The sequence below is a fragment of the uncultured Williamsia sp. genome (assembly GCF_947494875.1).
Taxonomy (GTDB): Bacteria; Actinomycetota; Actinomycetes; order Mycobacteriales; family Mycobacteriaceae; genus Williamsia_A.
This window is the reverse complement of record NZ_CANLWM010000002.1, coordinates 117594-133658: the sequence shown is the minus strand read 5'-3', so window position 1 is coordinate 133658 and position 16065 is coordinate 117594. Positions and strand designations below refer to the sequence as shown.

Here is a 16065-nt window from a genome sequence, read left to right as displayed (position 1 = left end):
CGTCAGAACTTGTGCGGGATGTTGTTGATGACGCCGCCGTCGACGACGAACTCGGACCCGGTCGCGTAGGACGACTCGTCGGAGAGCAGGAACAGGACGAACGAGGCGATCTCCTCGGGCTGTGCCGGCCGCCCCAGGGGGATGGTGAGCATGTCGTCGGGGATCCCCTCGGTCATCGGGGTGCGGATCAACCCGGGGTGGATCGAGTTCACCCGCACATGCGGGGCCAACTCCGCGGCAACGGATTTGGTGATGCCGCGGACCGCCCACTTCGTCGCGACGTACCCGTGGGCCCACGGCGTCCCCCGCATGCCCTCGATCGAGGACATGTTGACGATCGACCCGTTCGTCGATGCGGTGAGCGCGTCGGCCGCGGCCTGCATACCCAGGAACGTGCCGGTGAGGTTGACGTCGATGATCTGCTGCCACTTGTCGTGCCGGAAGTCCTGCAGCGTCGCCCCGTTGGCGACACCGGCGTTGTTCACCAGGCCGGTCAACGACCCTTGGGTGCTGACCGCGGTCTCGACGGCCGCCGCCCAGTCGGCCGGTTGCGTCACGTCCAGGTGGACGTAGGTGGCTGCGTCGCCCAGCGCCTCTGCCGCGGCGCGCCCCTCGTCGTCGAGGACGTCGCCGATGACGACCGCCGCCCCCTCCGCGACGAGTGCGGCGGCGTCGGCCGCTCCTATCCCGCGCGCACCGCCGCTGATGAGCACGACCTTGCCGTCGACGCGTCCCATGGATGTGTCCCTTCTGACGATGGTTGTCGGAATCCTCAGCGCGCGAGGGTGGTCGGCGGTCGGACCACGCCGCGGCTCATGACCAGCGGCATGTCCAGGGTGGTCCGCAGCCCCGGCTCCGCGGCGACGACGGCCGGGATCGCGTTCACGATCCGCCCGGCTGCGGCCACGATCGCCGCGTGGTTGTGGTCGCCGTGCGCACTCGTCGGACAGATGTCGACGACATACGACGGTTCCCCGGTGATCTCGACGCGATACGACCCACCTTCCTGCGCCGACTGTGCCCAGTCGGGTCGCAGGTCGGGACGCAGGCGGGTGACGTGCTCGACCACGATCACCGGTTCACCGGCCACCATGCCGCGGATCTCGAAGCGGATCGCGGCGGTCGTACCCGCACGGATCGTCCCCGCGGCGATCTCGAAGTCTTCGGGCGCCGGCTCGCGCTCGTTGTGGTCGACGATCTCGTCGACCGTGATCCCGAGCGCGTCGGCGAGTTGTCGGATCGCCGATCCCCATGCGAGGGAGAGGATCCCGGGTTGCAGGAACAGCGGCGGCTCGTCGACGGGTGTGCCGAAACCCATGACGTCGTAGATGACCTCGGCGCCGTCGTAGGTCGCGTAGTCGGCGATCTCCATGCACCGGATCGACTGGATGTCCTGACATGTGCTCGCCAACGCGATCGGGAGGAGGTCGGTGGCGAACCCCGGGTCGACGCCGGTCACATACATGCTCACGCCGTTGTCGCGGCCGGCGGTGTCGATCCGCTCGATGAGCGCGTCCGGCATGATCTGCCACGGGTACTGGAAGGAGACCGGCGCGGAACCGACCACGTTCATCCCGGCCTCGAGCAGGCGCTGACAGTCCTTGGTCGCCTCGCCCATCCGCGTGTCACCCATCGCGCAGTAGACGACGCAGTCGGGCCGGGCGGCGATGACCTCGTCGAGCCCCGCGGTGGCGAGTATCCCGGTGTTGGTGTCGAGCCCGGCGAGGGCGCCGGCGTCACGGCCCACCTTCTCCGGTGTCGACACGCCCAGGGCCACGAGCTCTAAACGGGGATCGGTGATCAGCTGCCGGAGGGCGAGGCGACCGACGTTGCCCGTGCCGACGTGTGCGACCCGCACCGACATCGATGGACCTCCTCCGCGACGACCCCGGTGGTCATCCGCCTAGACACTAGTCCAGACAGGTGATCAGTCAAGCCCGTGTCGAAGTCGTGCGGTGTCGATCGCCGATGCCGTTCCGGGTGCGCATCCGGGGGAGCGTGGGGACAGGCGGGAGGGTCGGCAGTCCACCCGTCGGGCCGGGGGAGCCCCGCCACACCGCCACCAGTGCTGCCATGAGGACGGCGGCCGTCGCGGCGCGACCGGCGGGAGAGCCCAGGACATCGGCGGCGCGGACCACCGGCATCCACAACAACCGGACGATCGAGGTCGCGATCTGCCACGGTGTCTCGACGACGGGCACGCCGTCGTCCTGGCGGTGCGAGTTCGTGCGGACACCGGCACGGACGAGCTCGGCCGCGGTCCGGCAGGTCTCGTCGCCGACGGCGCACTCGGCCTCGACCCGGCGGACCAGCTGCGCGTCGAGGGCCTCGCGAGCCCACGGACCCTGAACGACGCCGGTGAGAGCGCTGTACCGCAGGAGGTCATAGCCGAGGTCGTGTGTCTTGCACGGTGCGTCGAACGATGCCGGCAGTGCGATGGGGGACGAACAGCCACCCATCGGATTGGCCGGTACCGCGTCGTCGACGACGGGGACGTACCCCATCGCGTCGGCGAAGCCCGCCGGGACCAGGCCGATGGCGGAGAGAGGATCAGGGCCGACGAGCGCCGCGATCTCGCGTCCGGTCGGTGTCGCGCGGCCGGCGTCCTGGGCGACCGTCGGTCCACCGGAGACCGTCGCACCTCTGGCGTCGACCACCGACGAGTCGGTCGCGGGCAGGGCACTCTGCGCCGAGGCGGTGGTCGCGACGGACGCGATCACGAGGCCCGCAGCGATCATGAGCACGACGGTGAGGGCACGCCACAGCCGTAGCCGCACGCGTTGCACTCTCCCTGTCCGCACCGGTCGAGGTTACGCGTCCACTGGCATCGCAGGTCGCCGAGGCGAGCAGCGTCACCGCGCGTTCCCTAGGTTTGTGTGGACCACACCGGCGGCGGAAGGACGGACACGACGTGAGCAGGTTCGGGATCCTGACCTCGGGCGGCGACTGCCCCGGCCTCAACGCGGTCATCCGCGGCGCCGTGCTCAAGGGGGAGGCCGTCCACGGCCAGCAGTTCGTCGGCTTCCGCGACGGGTGGCGCGGACTGATCGAGAACGACGTCATGCCGCTGGACCGCAGTTCGGTCCGCGGCCTGTCCCACGAGGGCGGGACGATCCTCGGGACGAGCCGGGTAGGCCCCTACTCCGAGCCGAACGGCGGCATCGAGGCGGTTCGTCGCACCATCGCCGACCTGTCGCTCGACGGTGTCATCGCGATCGGGGGCGAGGGCACCGCGTCGGCGTCGAAGCGGCTGCACAGCGAGGGCGTGAACATCGTCGGCGTGCCCAAGACGATCGACAACGATCTCGACGCCACGGACTACACGTTCGGTTTCGACACCGCCGTCGAGATCGCCACCGAGGCCATCGACCGTCTGCGTACCACCGGCAACTCCCACAAGCGCTGCATGGTGCTCGAGGTGATGGGCCGCCACGCGGGCTGGATCGCGCTCTACTCGGGCATCGCCGGTGGCGCCCATGCGATCCTGATCCCGGAGCAGCCCGAGAGCGTGGAGCAGGTGTGCGCCTGGGTGAGCAGCGTGCAGAACCGCGGCCGGTCGCCGATGGTCGTCGTCGCCGAGGGATTCCGACTGCCGGACATGGACTCCGCGCACTCGACCAAGGGTCTCGACGGGTTCAACCGTCCCCGTCTCGGTGGGATCGCGGAGGTCCTCGCGCCGATCATCGAGGACCGCACCGGGATCGAGACGCGCGCAACCGTTCTCGGTCACATCCAGCGCGGCGGGTCACCCACGGGCTTCGACCGCGTGTTGGCGACGAGGCTCGGGATGGCGGTCACCGACATGGTGGCCGACCGCGACTGGGGGAAGATGGTCGCCCTGCGCGGGACCGACATCGTCCGTGTCGCCTTCGACGAGGCGCTCGCCAACCACAAGACCGTGCCGGCCGATCAGTACCAGGAGATCCGGGTGATCTTCGGCTGACCAGGACCCGATTGCGCGAGACCTATCCGCGCGGGATCACGATCCACAGGAGCAGGTAGATCAACACCTGCGGTCCGGGCAGCACGATCGAGAGCACGAACAGCAGGCGCACGACGCCGCTGCTGAGCCCGAACCGCTGCGCGAGTCCGCCACACACGCCGCCGAACCACTTGTCGGTCGACGACCTGCGCAGTCGGCGCTGGGGTACCGGTGATCCGTGGACGGGCTGGTTCATGACGCTCCTGAGCTCGGTGGCCGCTTCTCGGCCGCGTCCCGCCGACGGTAGACACGGACGACGGGCCCGGCATCAGGGTTCACCCGGGGATCGGCCCGGATACACGGCGCTGTCAGCGCACCTTCGGCGACTTCGAGTCCGGGGTGAAGGGCAGCGGCGCCACGGTCCCGAGCGCGGACAGGAACGACGGGTCACGCGGCGTGCCGACCCCGGTGGCGGTGTCGTAGCCGCGCACCGACCGCAGGCTCTGGTTCGTCGCCTCGAGGGTCCGGACGCTGTACGTCCGGCCGCCCGCGGCCGACACGCCGTCGGTGAAGTTGACGCGGAACACCGCGGGCGTGGCCCCGAACGTCGCCGGGCTCGACAGGTCGGCCGCGTCGACGTCGTACAGCGTCCCGCCGGCCTGGCGGTACGCGGCGTAGATCCGTGGGTTCAGGAACCCGAGATCTCGACCGGCGCGCTGGTTCGCCACGGCGGCCATCCCTGCGATGAGCGGGGCGGCCAGCGACGTGCCACCGATCCGGTACTCGTCGTAGTAGGTGCCGTCGGGGAAGCGCTGCGTCTGTCCGACCAGGAATCCGGTGTTCGGGTCGGCGAGTGCGGCGATGTCGGGCACGGCGCGGCCGGTGGTGCCCGCCGCCCCCGAGGAGCCGTCGCGCGCCGAGTCGGTGATGCCCTGCTGGTAGCTCGGCTGGGGGAAGACGGCGCTGACGCCGCCGCCACCGCCACCGCCGAAGGTGGGAGCACCGCCGTCGAGGGTGCCGGTGAACGTGTACTGCGTCGCGGTGGGCGGTGCCGAGCCCGTCGGCGCCGGGGTCAGCGTCCCCGTCGCGGCGGTCACGCCGGTCTGCCAGCCGACCTCGAAGGCCCGCGTCCACCCGGGCTTGTTCACCGCGTTGTTCGGATCGTCGATGCCGTAGATCCCGCCACCGGTCACCGACGACTGCGGCGGCACGGAGGCGGGCGCGCCACCCGGTGTGAACACCGAACCGCCGGAACCGCGCACGATCGCCGCGGACGTCCCACCGACAGCCGTGACGTTCGACGTGTTGGCGTAGAAGTCGACGGCCGTCTTCCCGAGTGTGCTCGCGTTGTCGCCGTCGTCGCCGCTGGACACGAAGACGCCGACACCTGTCGCGACGGCCTGGGCGAAGATCGCGTTGAGGCTGTTGACGAATCCCTGCGGCACGCTCTCGCCGGAGAACCCGTACGAGATCGACAGGATCGGCGCGAGGTGCTTGTCGACGACGAACTTCACGCTGCGGTCGAAGTCCTGCCCGGCGTTCGACGATGCGACGTAGAGCAGCTTCGCACCGGGTGCCGTGGTGTGGATGGCCTCGGCGTCGAGCGTCTGTTCACCGAAGAACGACCCCGGGTCGTTCTTGGGCGTCGTCGGCCGCTGGTAGATCCCCGGCGGGACCATCTGGCTGATCTGCGGGTCGGGCAGGTTGTGAAGCCGCGAGTACTGGGTGACGTCGGCGACGATGGTCGGGGAGGCGTTGGCGCCGACGAAGGCGACGGTCTGTCCCGCGCCGGTGTCGCCGCTGCCCAGGCCGTAGAGCCCGCGCACCTGGGCGGGGGTGTACCCGCACGGGGCGAGCGGCGTGACGGTGCTGCCCGCGACGGCCTGGGGGAGTGTGACGGTCTTCTCGCCCCACGAGGTGGAACACGGTGTGCCCTGCCGGAACCCGACCCCCGGGTCGGCGACCTTCGACGGTGTGACACCCGAGGGGGCCTCGTTCGGCGGTGACGCCAACGGCCGAGCCCGGGTGCCCTCGTCGAGGCCGACGACGGCACTGACCGTGTGCGCGAGGGCAGCGGGTACGGACGGGGCGGTCTCGGGTGCGCGCAGGGTCGTGCCGAAGGCGCGATAGCGACCGAGGGTGGTCCCGAACGTCCGCTGAGCCTGCGCCACGGTGCCCTCGACGGCGACGTACTGGCCGTCGCCCGGGGTCTCGACCACGTGGAGACCGCTGTGCTGCAGCCAGTCCCGCACTCGCGTGACGTCGGACGCCGTCGGCGCGAACCGTTCCCGGAACTGCGCCGGGCTGAGGAACCGTCCGTGGTCGGCACTGCCCGGCGTGCTGACCGCACGGTCGACCGCGACGAGGCCGGCGGGATCGCGCCAGGGCAGGTAGACCCGCGCGTGGACGGTCTCGTCGACGGGCGCCGCCCCCACCAGCGCCGCCGGGTGCACCCAGCTCGGGACGCTCGTCGGGAGCATCGCCCGCGAGTCGTCGTATGTGGCGGTGGTCGTCACACCGGCGGCCAGGATCGCAGTCCCGACGATCGCCGCGATCGTCCTCCCGCTGGTCACACGCATGACGGCTGCACGCATCGCATTCCCCCGATCGACCCGTCCGGACCTGCGGCCGGCTCCGGTAGGAGTCCATCACGCCATAGGTTGTTTCTCTGGGTAATGACCGAAAGGTCCGAATCGGCAGCCGATCGGGCGGCGCCTAAACTGGCGGGATGACCGCGCCCACCGCCGAACTGATGGACTACGACGACGTCGTCGCCGGATTCGACCCCGTGATGGGCCTCGAGGTCCATGTCGAGCTCGGAACGCGCACCAAGATGTTCTGCGGGTGCCCCACCGCGTTCGGTGCCGAGCCCAACACCCAGGTCTGTCCGGTGTGCATCGGCCTGCCCGGATCGCTGCCCGTCGCCAACGCCGCCGCCATCGAGTCGGCCATCCGGATCGGGTTGGCGCTCAACTGCTCCATCCGGCCGTCGAGTCAGTTCGCGCGCAAGAACTACTTCTACCCCGATCAGCCGAAGAACTACCAGATCTCGCAGTACGACGAGCCGATCGCGTACGACGGCCATCTCGACGTCGTCCTCGGCGACGGGACCACCTGGCGCGTCGAGATCGAGCGGGCGCACATGGAGGAGGACACCGGCAAGTCGCTGCACATCGGCGGCAGCGGCCGTATCCACGGCGCGAGTCATTCGCTGCTCGACTACAACCGCGCCGGCGTGCCCCTGGTGGAGATCGTGACGCGTCCCATCGAGGGCGCCGGCGAGCGTGCCCCGGAGGTCGCCCGCGCCTACGTGGGCGCACTGCGGGATCTGTTGCGCGCCACCGGGGTCTCCGATGTCCGCATGGACCAGGGGTCGCTGCGGTGTGACGCCAACGTGTCGCTGATGCGCAAGGACGCGACCGAGTTCGGCACGCGCACCGAGACGAAGAACGTGAACTCGCTGAAGAGCGTCGAGGTCGCGGTGCGGTACGAGATGCGACGGCAGGCCGCGATCCTCGAGGCCGGCGGCGAGATCGTCCAGGAGACACGGCATTTCCACGAGTCGGACGGCACCACGTCGGCCGGCCGTCGCAAGGAGACCGCCGAGGACTACCGCTACTTCCCGGAGCCGGATCTCGCGCCGGTCCGCCCCGACGCGGACTGGATCGAGAGCCTGCGGGGGACACTGCCGGAGCTGCCGTGGGTGCGGCGCGCGCGGATCCAGTCCGACTGGGGTGTCTCCGACGAGGTGATGCGCGACCTTGTGAACGTCGGCGCGATCGACCTCGTCATCGCCACCGTCGACGCCGGCGCGACGCCCGAGGCGGCACGCAGCTGGTGGGTCAGCTTCCTCGCGCAGCAGGCCAACACACGCGGCGTCGAACTCGACGGTCTCGCCATCACGCCGACGCAGGTGGCCGAGATCGTCGCCATGGTCGACGACGGCACACTCACGACCAAGCTGGCCCAGCAGGTCGCCGTCGCCGTGCTCGACGGGGAGGGTGAGCCCGCCCAGATCGTCGCCGACCGCGGTCTGGAGGTCGTCCGGGACGACTCCGCGCTGCAGAAGGCCGTGGACGACGCTCTCGCGGCCAACCCCGACATCGCCGACAAGATCCGTGGTGGCAAGGTGGCCGCGGCCGGCAAGATCGTCGGTGATGTCATGAAAGCCACACGCGGACAGGCGGATCCGGCCCGCGTCAAGGAGCTCGTCATCGCCGCCTGCAGCTGAGGCGAGGCTACCGCCCGGTAGGACACGAGCGGGACACGGAATGTCCCGTTCGTCCCTTTTGCGGGCTCTGTGTTCGCTAGCGTCCGATCCGACCCACACGGTCGAATCGGAGGAGAACGATGACCAGCGACACGGAGTCCCCGCGCGCGACCGGCGCAGCGGATCCGCACGCCCCCCACGTCCCCACGGCCGAGGAGTTCGTCGCCGTCCAGGCGAGCCCGGAGTTCGTCGAGCTCAAGCGCCGACTGCGCAGGTTCGTCTTCCCGATGGCCGTGGCGTTCCTGACCTGGTACCTCGCGTACGTGCTGCTCGGCGCCTACGCGCACGACCTCATGGCGACGACGGTCGCCGGCACCGTCAACGTCGGACTGCTGCTGGGGTTGGCGCAGTTCGTCACCACGTTCCTGATCACGGGCCTCTACGTCCGCTACGCCAATCGCGAGATCGACCCGCGCGCCACCGAGATCCGTGAGCAGATGGAGGGCACCCGATGAGCGCGACGCTGACCACCGCCGCCGGCGAGACCGTCGGCAACCCGGCGGCGAACATCGCCATCTTCGGACTGTTCGTCGTGGTCACCCTCGTCGTCGTCATCCGCGCGAGTCGGAACAACGCCACCGCCGCGGATTTCTTCACCGGCGGGCGCGCGTTCTCCGGTCCCCAGAACGGCGTCGCGATCGCGGGTGACTACCTGTCGGCGGCGAGCTTCCTCGGCATCGCCGGCGCGATCGCGGTGTACGGGTACGACGGGTTCCTGTACTCGATCGGCTTCCTCGTCGCCTGGCTCGTCGCGTTGCTCCTGGTGGCCGAGATGCTCCGCAACACAGGCAAGTTCACGATGGCCGACGTGCTGAGCTTCCGGCTGCGGGAGCGGCCCGTGCGCACCGCGGCCGCCGTGACGACGCTCGCGGTGTCGCTGTTCTACCTGCTGGCGCAGATGGCCGGTGCCGGCGGACTCGTCGCGTTGCTCCTCGACATCTCCGACCGTGCCGGCCAGTCGGTCGTCATCGCGGTCGTCGGCGTCCTGATGATCGTCTACGTCCTCGTCGGCGGGATGAAGGGCACCACCTGGGTGCAGATCATCAAGGCGGCGTTGCTGATCGCCGGTGCCGCTGTGATGACGGTGATGGTGCTCGTGAAGTTCGGCTTCGACTTCTCCGGGATGCTCGGTGAGGCGCAGGCGATGGTGGCCGGGTCGACGTCGGAGAAGGTCGCCGCGCGCGACATCCTGGCGCCCGGCGCCCAGTACGGCGGCTCCTGGGAGAGCCAGCTCAACTTCGTGTCGCTCGGGCTCGCGCTCGTCCTCGGGACCGCCGGTCTGCCGCACGTGCTGATGCGGTTCTACACCGTGCCCACCGCCCGCGACGCACGACGCAGCGTCGTCTGGGCGATCGTGCTGATCGGCGCGTTCTACCTGTTCACCCTGGTGCTCGGGTACGGAGCCGCGGCGATCGTCGGGCCGGACCGGATCCTGGCCGCGGCCGGTGGCCAGAACGCGGCCGCGCCGCTGCTGGCGTTCGAGCTCGGCGGGGTGATCCTGCTCGGGATCATCTCGGCGGTGGCGTTCGCGACGATCCTCGCCGTGGTCGCCGGACTCACCATCACCGCGTCGGCGTCGTTCGCCCACGACATCTACGCGTCGGTGATCAAGAAGGGCGACGTGGACGAGAAGGAACAGGTCCGCGTCTCCCGCGTGGCCGCGGTGGTCATCGGCCTCGTCGCGATCGGCCTCGGCATCCTGGCCAACGGTCAGAACATCGCGTTCCTCGTCGCGCTCGCGTTCGCGGTCGCCGCGGCGGCCAACCTCCCGACGATCCTCTACTCGCTGTTCTGGCGCCGGTTCACCACTCGCGGTGCGCTGTGGAGCATGTACGGCGGGCTCATCTCGACCGTCGTGCTCATCGTGTTCTCCCCGGCGGTCACCGGGTCGTCGACGGCGATGATCGCCAGCGTCGACATCGCCTGGTTCCCGCTGTCGAACCCCGGCATCGTGTCGATCCCGCTGGCGTTCCTGCTCGGGGCGATCGGGACGTGGACCTCCTCGGACACCGAGGATCGTGCGAAGCAGGCCGAGATGGAGGTCCGCTCGCTCACCGGCGTCGGCGCGGAGAAGGCGGTCGTCCACTGACCCGATGCCACTCGGCGAGATCGACTGCACGCTCGGCGAGATCGACTGCACGCTCGGCGGTGGGTTTCGGCCCGCTCGGCGGGGCGGCGCCCGGGTCAGACCCGGCTCTGCGACCCGTTCGGCGGGAGGAAGCGGACGACGCGGTCGTCGGTGGCGACCGGCCGACCCGACTGCTTGTTGAGCGTGCCCACCTGGAACAGTCCCGACGGCGCCGCGTCCATCCGTCCGAGCACCCCGTAGCGCCGCTCGAGCACCGTCACCGGGGGAGTGACCGTCGGGTTCTCACGGGTGGGTTCGCCGAGGAGTTCCACGCGCTGGCGCCCGGCCTCGGACACCAGGACGCTGCCGCCGGCGGCGGCACATCCCGAGATCCCCGGACGGTCGGGCCACGTCCACAGCGGCCGCAGACCGCCGGACGGGTCGATGATCTGCAGACGATCCGCGGTGGGAGCTCGGTCGGTGAGGTAGAGCCGGCCGCTCGACGCGTTGGCGCAGATGGTGGCGTTCGTCCCCAGGCCCGACGCGAGCACGCGCGGACGCGCCGTCGACCCCGACGCCAGATCCGTCACCGACAGCAACTTCCCGGCCAGCGAGGACGGGTCGTTCGCCGCGGCCGGGTCGCCGGTGCTGCCGGTCGCGACGAGCAGCTCGCCCGGGGTGCGGAACCGGATCGACCCGACGTTGCCCGTCGCGCCGCGGGGGATCCCGGTGAGGATGGGTTTCGCGACGTCACCGGGTGCGATCCGCACGACGCGGTTGTCGCTCGGCGTCGACACCAACGCGTAGACGAGCCGGTCCTGGTCGTAGGTCGGCGACATGGCGAAATCGAGCAGGCCGCCGTCGCCGGATGCGTCCACGTCGAACGAGGCGATCGTCTTCTTCGGCGCGTCGCGCGCGGTCAGGATGATCTTCCCGGTGGTGCGTTCGGCCACCATCGTGGACTCGCCCTGGGCGTCACCGACCATCACCGAGCTCGTCGCGTCGAGACAGGTCGCGATGACGGCGGGGTCCGGGTCGACGCAGGGGCCGCTCGGCGGCGGTCCGTCGCTCGTCGGCGGCTGCGACGGCTCCGTCGGCGACGGGGCGACGGGCGTCAGGGTCTCGGAACTGAAGGGTCCCGCGGCCCGTTCGCGGTCCTGAGCGCCGAAGTCGGCGCAGCCCGCGCTCAGCATCAGCACTACGGCACCCACCGCGGCGACTGTGACGCGTACGCGTCGGGGACGGGCCGGCATGCGCCCCAGGGTAGGTGATCGACGGACACTCCCTCCGCGTCCGCGTCCGGCGCCCATCCGACGCCTAGGGTGAGCCCGTGAGCGAACGAGAACGGGATCCCCGCGCCCAGGGGGCCAGCCCGTACGACGAGCCGACCGAGACCTTCCGTGTGCCGCGCGATCTCGCCGACCGCGACCGCACGACGCGCGGCGACACCACCCCCGACACGACCCGAGACGACGCGGTGACCGGCGACTCGGGCACCGACGACTCCGGCGTCGTGGGCTATCAGCCCTACCGTCGACCCGGATCCGATGCCGACGCCGCGCCCACGGTCGCGACCCCCGCCGCCGACCGTCCCGACTCGGAGACCGACAGCCCGGCCACCGAGTCGGCACCCCCGACGACCGCCATCGACCGCGACGCGTTCCACCGCGAGCACAACCGCCGCGCGGCCTTCGACGACGACAGCCGCACGATGGCCTACTCCGAGCGCGACCTCGGCGCCGACGACGACCTGCCGGAGCTCACCCACGACGACCTGGCCGGACACGACGACGACCGGTGGGCCGACGAGCGCACCGAGAAGTTCGAGGAGGCCCCGGCGACGCGACGAGGACTGCGCCGCAGACGGGACAGAGACCGCGACCGTGACCGCGTCGCACGCGTCGACGAGGACGAGTTGGCGGCGGCACAGGCCGCTGCCCGGCGCGGGACCACCGACCTCGGACTCCTAGCGCTGCGCGTCGCGGTGGGGCTCATCGCGATGGCCCACGGCGCCCAGAAGCTGTTCGGCTGGTGGAACGGACCGCGGCTGAGCGGCTTCGAGGCGTTCCTGGCCAACAACCCGAACCCCAACATCGGGTTCCGCGGTGACGCGACGAAGCCCCTGGCCATCGTCGGTGCGCTGTCGGAGTCGCTGGGCGGACTGATGCTGGTGCTCGGGCTGCTCACCCCGATCGCGGGCGCGGCGGTTCTCGGCGTGATGATCATCGCCGCCACCTACAAGGCGACGCTCGCCGGCGGCGTCTGGTTCTTCGCCTCGGGTCAGGCCGGTCCGGGGATCGAGTACGAGGTGTTCCTGGGCATCGCCGCGGCGGTCATCATCCTCACCGGACCCGGCCGCATCTCTCTCGACTTCGGTCGGGGATGGGCGACGAGACCGTTCGTGGGGTCGGTCGCCTGGCTGGTGATCGGCATCGCGGCACCCGTGGCGATCTGGATCCTGCTCAACGGCACCAACCCGTTCCACTCGCCGGGCAACCCCACGTCTGGTTAGCCTGGCGGAGGTGCAGAGCAGGCCCGGCGCGTGAACGCGGTACTCGACATCGCCCGCGACTACTGGTGGCTGGTGTTCCCGTTCAGCGGGACGATCTTCGGTGGGTTCCGCGCGATCGGGGCGGCCAACGAGCGTCGCGCGCAGCGACGCCAGGAGCGGTACCGGCTCAAGCAGCAGGCGAAGATCGCGGCCGCGGAGGCGGCGGGCAAGACCCGGGTCGACGCCGAGGCGCAGAACCGCACCATCGCCCGGTTGATGACAGAACACGACACCGTCGACGGGCGGTGGTTCGCCTACGAGACCGACGTCGTGTCTCTGCTCGAGTTCCCGATGATGACGAACATGCGCGAGCCCCTCACCGTGGCGTTCCATCGCGCGCGGCGTGAGGCGGACTCGTTGCGACCGTCCGCCCCGGCGGACATCGTCGGCGACCCCGGGGTCCAGGCCGCCTACCGGACCGCGGTGCACGACTACGCGATCGCGTTCGACGCGGCCGAGTCGGAGGCGAAGCGGCGTCGTCGCGGCGACTTCAGCGCCGAGGAGCAGTCACGCCTGACGCGGGCGCAGAGTCTGCTGCGACTGGCGATGGACACCGGCGCGACGCCGCAGGAGCGGCAGTCGGCCTACAAGCGGGCGCTCGACGAGCTCGAGGGGTTGGTCACCCTGCCTGCCGTGGTCTACGCCCAACTCGAGCGGCGTGTGGCCGGCGAACTCGAGCGCTGATCGGCCGGCCCCCGGGAACGCGGGGCGGTCACTCTCCCCGGTAGACCGGCGGGCGCTTCTCGAACACGGCGGTGATGCCCTCGGTCAGGTCGTGGGAGGGCAAGAACGCGGAGTTCCATGCGGCGACGTAGCGCAGACCGTCGGCGACGGGTCCGCGGCGCGGGTGGTCGAGCACGTTCTTGACGCCCTCCACGACCCGTGGCGGGTTCGCGGCGATCTCGGCAGCGGTGGCCCGGGCGGCGCCCAGCGTGGCCTCGACGTCGTCGAGGACGTCGTTGACCAGGCCGATCCGCAGCGCCCGGTGCGCGTCGATGTCCTTGCCGGTGTACGCCAGTTCGCGCAGGTTGCCCTCGCCGATGATGGCGGGCAGGCGCTGCAGGGAGCCGATGTCGGCGACGATGCCCACCTTGGCCTCCCGCACGCTGAACTGTGCGTCGGCGCTCGCGTAGCGGATGTCCGCGGCGGCGATCAGGTCGACGCCGCCGCCGATGCACCAGCCCTGGATGGCGGCGACGACGGGTACGCGACTCTCGGCGACGGCCGTGACGGACGCCTGCATCGACTCGACGAGCTTGTGGAACCGGCTGCGCGGTCCCGCCAGTGCCTGGTCGGCGAGAAGCGGTGCGAACTCGCCGCCCATCTCGGCGAGGTCGAGGCCGAACGAGAAGTGTTTGCCCGACGCCGCGAGCACGACGGCGCGGATGTCGTCGTCCGCGTTGAGCTCGGCGAACACCTGCGGGAGCTCGGCCCAGAAGTCCCGGCCCATGGCGTTGCCCTTGGCCGGGCCGATCAGTGTCACCTCGGCGACGTGGTCGGCGATGTCGACGGTGAAAGCGCGCCAGTCGGTCATGTCCCGCAGCCTAGGGCATCGTCCGGGACGGGCCTGTTCAGCCGCCGGCGGCGATGATCGCGGCCATGTTGCGCTCCGCGAGGGCGGTGATCGTCAGCGACGGGTTCGACGCGCCGGAGGACCCGGGCAGCATCGACCCGTCGGCGACGTACAGGTTCTTGTACCCCTTCACGCGTCCGTGCGTGTCGGTGCCCGCGCCGAGCGCGGCGCCGCCGCACATGTGCGCCCAGAACAGGTCGGGCTCGTAGGCGACGGCGGCGATCGGCAACCCGGACCGTTCGGCGAGGCGGTGACCGATCCGCAGCGAGTTCGCCTCGACCACGCCGTTGCCGCCGGCCGGCCAGTGCAGCACCACGTTCTTCGACGCCCGGTCGAACCGGAACGCGCCGCGGGTCGGGTCGACCGATGTGATGCCGGTCTTGAAGGCCGACACGTTCGCCGCGGCGGCGACGTCGTCGAGCGGGCCGAGGCTGTAGGTGTTGTTGACGACCACGCGGGCGAACGGGCCGTCGGTGTCGTAGAAGCAGGAGGCCCCGACCGCCGACTGCGGACCCTTGCGCGCGTTGCCGATCGCGACGTCGATGTTGGCGTTGCCGTTGTTGCCCCACCCCGTGCCGATCTCCTCGCCGAGGTCCGGCAGGGTGCCGGTCTCGCGCGCGGTCACGAGCAGTCGGTTGGTGCCCAGCGATCCCGCCGCGAGGACGAGGCGGTCGGTGGTGAGGACGCGACGTGTCAGGACGTCGCCGTAGGGGCTCAGGTACTCGACCTCGACGACGTACCGGCCCGACTTGTCCTTGTGGATGCCGGTCACCTGGTGCCGCGGGTGGATCGTGGCCCTCCCGGTCGCCTCGGCGCGGGGCAGATAGGAGAACTGCAGAGAGTGCAGGGAACCGTTGGAGTTCGTCGCGGACGAGACGATGGACTCCGGTCGGGCGCGCCCGGCGATCTCGGCGCGGACGACGTCCCAGTTCCAGTTCCCGGGGACCAGGTGCGGGGAGTAGCCCGCGGCGCGGGCGACACGCTCGAAGTCGCGGACGTTGTCGAAGTGCCTGTCGGCCAACACATCCGGCGGGGTGATCGTCGCGCCCAGACCCGCCAGAGCCTTCGGGTACCAGAGCCGGTGCATCTCGTCGTAGTCGACGACGCCCCGGAACACCTCGTCGAACGGGGTGCGCTCGGGTTCGACGGTGATCCCAATGTACACCGTCGAGCCGCCCCCGACCGCCGCGGCGCACATGAGGGCGGCGTTGCGGTGCCAGCTGACCTCGAACAGACCGCCGAAGTCGTCGATACCGGCCATCGCCGCCGCGGCGAAACCGTAGGCCGGTAGCGACAGGGTGGAGTCCAGCGACTGCTCCGCGACCGAGCGCTGGGCGTGCCAGTACTGGCGGCCGTCGGATCCGAACACCTCACGCCAGGGGTCGTGCGGCCACCGTGACCCACGCTCGAGGACCGTGGTCTGGATGCCCGCCTCGGCGAGGCGCAGTGCGCTGACCGCGCCGCCGAAGCCGGAGCCGATGACGATGGCCTCGGAGTGCTGGGGCGGTGCGGGCACGGGACGGAAGATCTCCGGCACCAGGCGCTCGTAGCGACCGCGGGCAGGCGGCGCCGCCGACGCGAGCCCTGCCGTCGCGGTGCCGAGCGCCGACGGCACCGCGACCCCCGCCGCGGTGGCAGCGGACAACTTCATGAACGTGCGGCGATCCATGCCGTGACTTCC

At 70.7% G+C, this 16065-nt stretch carries 14 protein-coding genes; 6 read left to right on the top strand and 8 right to left on the bottom strand.

Features of this window, described 5'->3' with window-relative positions; all coding sequences use genetic code 11:
* Positions 1-2: 2 nt before the first annotated feature.
* The 3 genes from Q1A98_RS05965 to Q1A98_RS05955 all read right to left on the bottom strand — a co-directional run bounded on the left by Q1A98_RS05965 (position 3) and on the right by Q1A98_RS05955 (position 2777).
* A complete protein-coding gene (locus Q1A98_RS05965; protein ID WP_299570865.1) occupies positions 3-737 on the bottom strand; it encodes a glucose 1-dehydrogenase in 735 nt (244 codons plus the stop codon).
* Between the two features lie 35 nt (positions 738-772).
* The gene (locus tag Q1A98_RS05960; protein WP_299570862.1) at positions 773-1864 is read right to left on the bottom strand and encodes a diacylglycerol kinase; all 1092 of its coding nucleotides are present in this window, start codon (positions 1862-1864) and stop codon (positions 773-775) included.
* A gap of 67 nt (positions 1865-1931) precedes the next feature.
* Positions 1932-2777: a hypothetical protein gene (locus Q1A98_RS05955; RefSeq protein ID WP_299570859.1), complete on the bottom strand. Its 846-nt coding sequence runs from the start codon at positions 2775-2777 to the stop codon at positions 1932-1934.
* Positions 2778-2911: 134 nt separating this feature from the next.
* Here Q1A98_RS05955 and Q1A98_RS05950 point away from each other — a divergent pair, with 134 nt between their 5' ends.
* Positions 2912-3943, top strand: a complete 1032-nt coding sequence (locus Q1A98_RS05950; RefSeq protein WP_299570857.1) for a 6-phosphofructokinase — start codon at positions 2912-2914, stop codon at positions 3941-3943.
* Positions 3944-3965: 22 nt separating this feature from the next.
* Here the strand turns inward: Q1A98_RS05950 and Q1A98_RS05945 are convergent, their stop codons facing one another.
* Both Q1A98_RS05945 and Q1A98_RS05940 read right to left on the bottom strand, forming a co-directional pair.
* Positions 3966-4178 carry a PspC domain-containing protein gene (locus Q1A98_RS05945; protein WP_299570853.1) on the bottom strand — a complete coding sequence of 71 codons (213 nt, stop codon included), beginning with the start codon at positions 4176-4178 and terminating at the stop codon, positions 3966-3968.
* 112 nt (positions 4179-4290) lie between these two features.
* Positions 4291-6516: a S53 family peptidase gene (locus tag Q1A98_RS05940; protein WP_299570851.1), complete on the bottom strand. Its 2226-nt coding sequence runs from the start codon at positions 6514-6516 to the stop codon at positions 4291-4293.
* 134 nt (positions 6517-6650) lie between these two features.
* Between Q1A98_RS05940 and gatB the strand changes: the two genes are divergently transcribed.
* From gatB to Q1A98_RS05925, 3 genes are all read left to right on the top strand, one after another.
* Positions 6651-8153 (top strand): Asp-tRNA(Asn)/Glu-tRNA(Gln) amidotransferase subunit GatB, encoded by a 1503-nt coding sequence (gene gatB, locus Q1A98_RS05935; protein WP_299570849.1) that lies wholly within the window; start codon positions 6651-6653, stop codon positions 8151-8153.
* A 119-nt stretch (positions 8154-8272) separates the two neighbouring features.
* A complete protein-coding gene (locus tag Q1A98_RS05930; protein WP_299570848.1) occupies positions 8273-8647 on the top strand; it encodes a DUF485 domain-containing protein in 375 nt (124 codons plus the stop codon).
* Positions 8644-10281 carry a cation acetate symporter gene (locus Q1A98_RS05925; protein WP_299570847.1) on the top strand — a complete coding sequence of 546 codons (1638 nt, stop codon included), beginning with the start codon at positions 8644-8646 and terminating at the stop codon, positions 10279-10281. The genes Q1A98_RS05930 and Q1A98_RS05925 overlap by 4 nt, the downstream gene beginning before the upstream one ends.
* A gap of 95 nt (positions 10282-10376) precedes the next feature.
* Here Q1A98_RS05925 and Q1A98_RS05920 read toward each other — a convergent pair whose 3' ends face one another.
* Complete coding sequence (locus Q1A98_RS05920) at positions 10377-11513, bottom strand: PQQ-dependent sugar dehydrogenase (RefSeq protein ID WP_299570845.1); 1137 nt, start codon at positions 11511-11513, stop codon at positions 10377-10379.
* Positions 11514-11590: 77 nt separating this feature from the next.
* Between Q1A98_RS05920 and Q1A98_RS05915 the strand changes: the two genes are divergently transcribed.
* Together Q1A98_RS05915 and Q1A98_RS05910 are read left to right on the top strand one after the other, a co-directional pair.
* Positions 11591-12772, top strand: coding sequence for a DoxX family protein (locus Q1A98_RS05915; protein ID WP_299570842.1), 1182 nt, complete (start codon positions 11591-11593; stop codon positions 12770-12772).
* Positions 12773-12802: 30 nt separating this feature from the next.
* Entirely contained in the window at positions 12803-13495 is a 693-nt protein-coding gene (locus tag Q1A98_RS05910) for a hypothetical protein (RefSeq protein ID WP_299570839.1), read from the top strand.
* A gap of 28 nt (positions 13496-13523) precedes the next feature.
* Here Q1A98_RS05910 and Q1A98_RS05905 read toward each other — a convergent pair whose 3' ends face one another.
* Both Q1A98_RS05905 and Q1A98_RS05900 read right to left on the bottom strand, forming a co-directional pair.
* A complete protein-coding gene (locus tag Q1A98_RS05905) occupies positions 13524-14345 on the bottom strand; it encodes a crotonase/enoyl-CoA hydratase family protein (RefSeq protein WP_299570836.1) in 822 nt (273 codons plus the stop codon).
* Between the two features lie 37 nt (positions 14346-14382).
* A complete protein-coding gene (locus Q1A98_RS05900) occupies positions 14383-16053 on the bottom strand; it encodes a GMC oxidoreductase (protein WP_299570833.1) in 1671 nt (556 codons plus the stop codon).
* Positions 16054-16065 lie beyond the last annotated feature (12 nt).

Excerpts from the sequence above, each read along its gene's own strand:
- Q1A98_RS05965 (WP_299570865.1), bottom strand. The coding sequence starts at position 737 with ATGGGACGCGTCGACGGCAAGGTCGTGCTCATCAGCGGCGGTGCGCGC.
- Q1A98_RS05960 (WP_299570862.1), bottom strand. The coding sequence starts at position 1,864 with ATGTCGGTGCGGGTCGCACACGTCGGCACGGGCAACGTCGGTCGCCTC.
- Q1A98_RS05945 (WP_299570853.1), bottom strand. The coding sequence starts at position 4,178 with ATGAACCAGCCCGTCCACGGATCACCGGTACCCCAGCGCCGACTGCGC.
- Q1A98_RS05940 (WP_299570851.1), bottom strand. The coding sequence starts at position 6,516 with ATGCGTGCAGCCGTCATGCGTGTGACCAGCGGGAGGACGATCGCGGCG.
- gatB (WP_299570849.1), top strand. The coding sequence starts at position 6,651 with ATGACCGCGCCCACCGCCGAACTGATGGACTACGACGACGTCGTCGCC.
- Q1A98_RS05930 (WP_299570848.1), top strand. The coding sequence starts at position 8,273 with ATGACCAGCGACACGGAGTCCCCGCGCGCGACCGGCGCAGCGGATCCG.
- Q1A98_RS05925 (WP_299570847.1), top strand. The coding sequence starts at position 8,644 with ATGAGCGCGACGCTGACCACCGCCGCCGGCGAGACCGTCGGCAACCCG.
- Q1A98_RS05920 (WP_299570845.1), bottom strand. The coding sequence starts at position 11,513 with ATGCCGGCCCGTCCCCGACGCGTACGCGTCACAGTCGCCGCGGTGGGT.
- Q1A98_RS05905 (WP_299570836.1), bottom strand. The coding sequence starts at position 14,345 with ATGACCGACTGGCGCGCTTTCACCGTCGACATCGCCGACCACGTCGCC.
- Q1A98_RS05900 (WP_299570833.1), bottom strand. The coding sequence starts at position 16,053 with ATGGATCGCCGCACGTTCATGAAGTTGTCCGCTGCCACCGCGGCGGGG.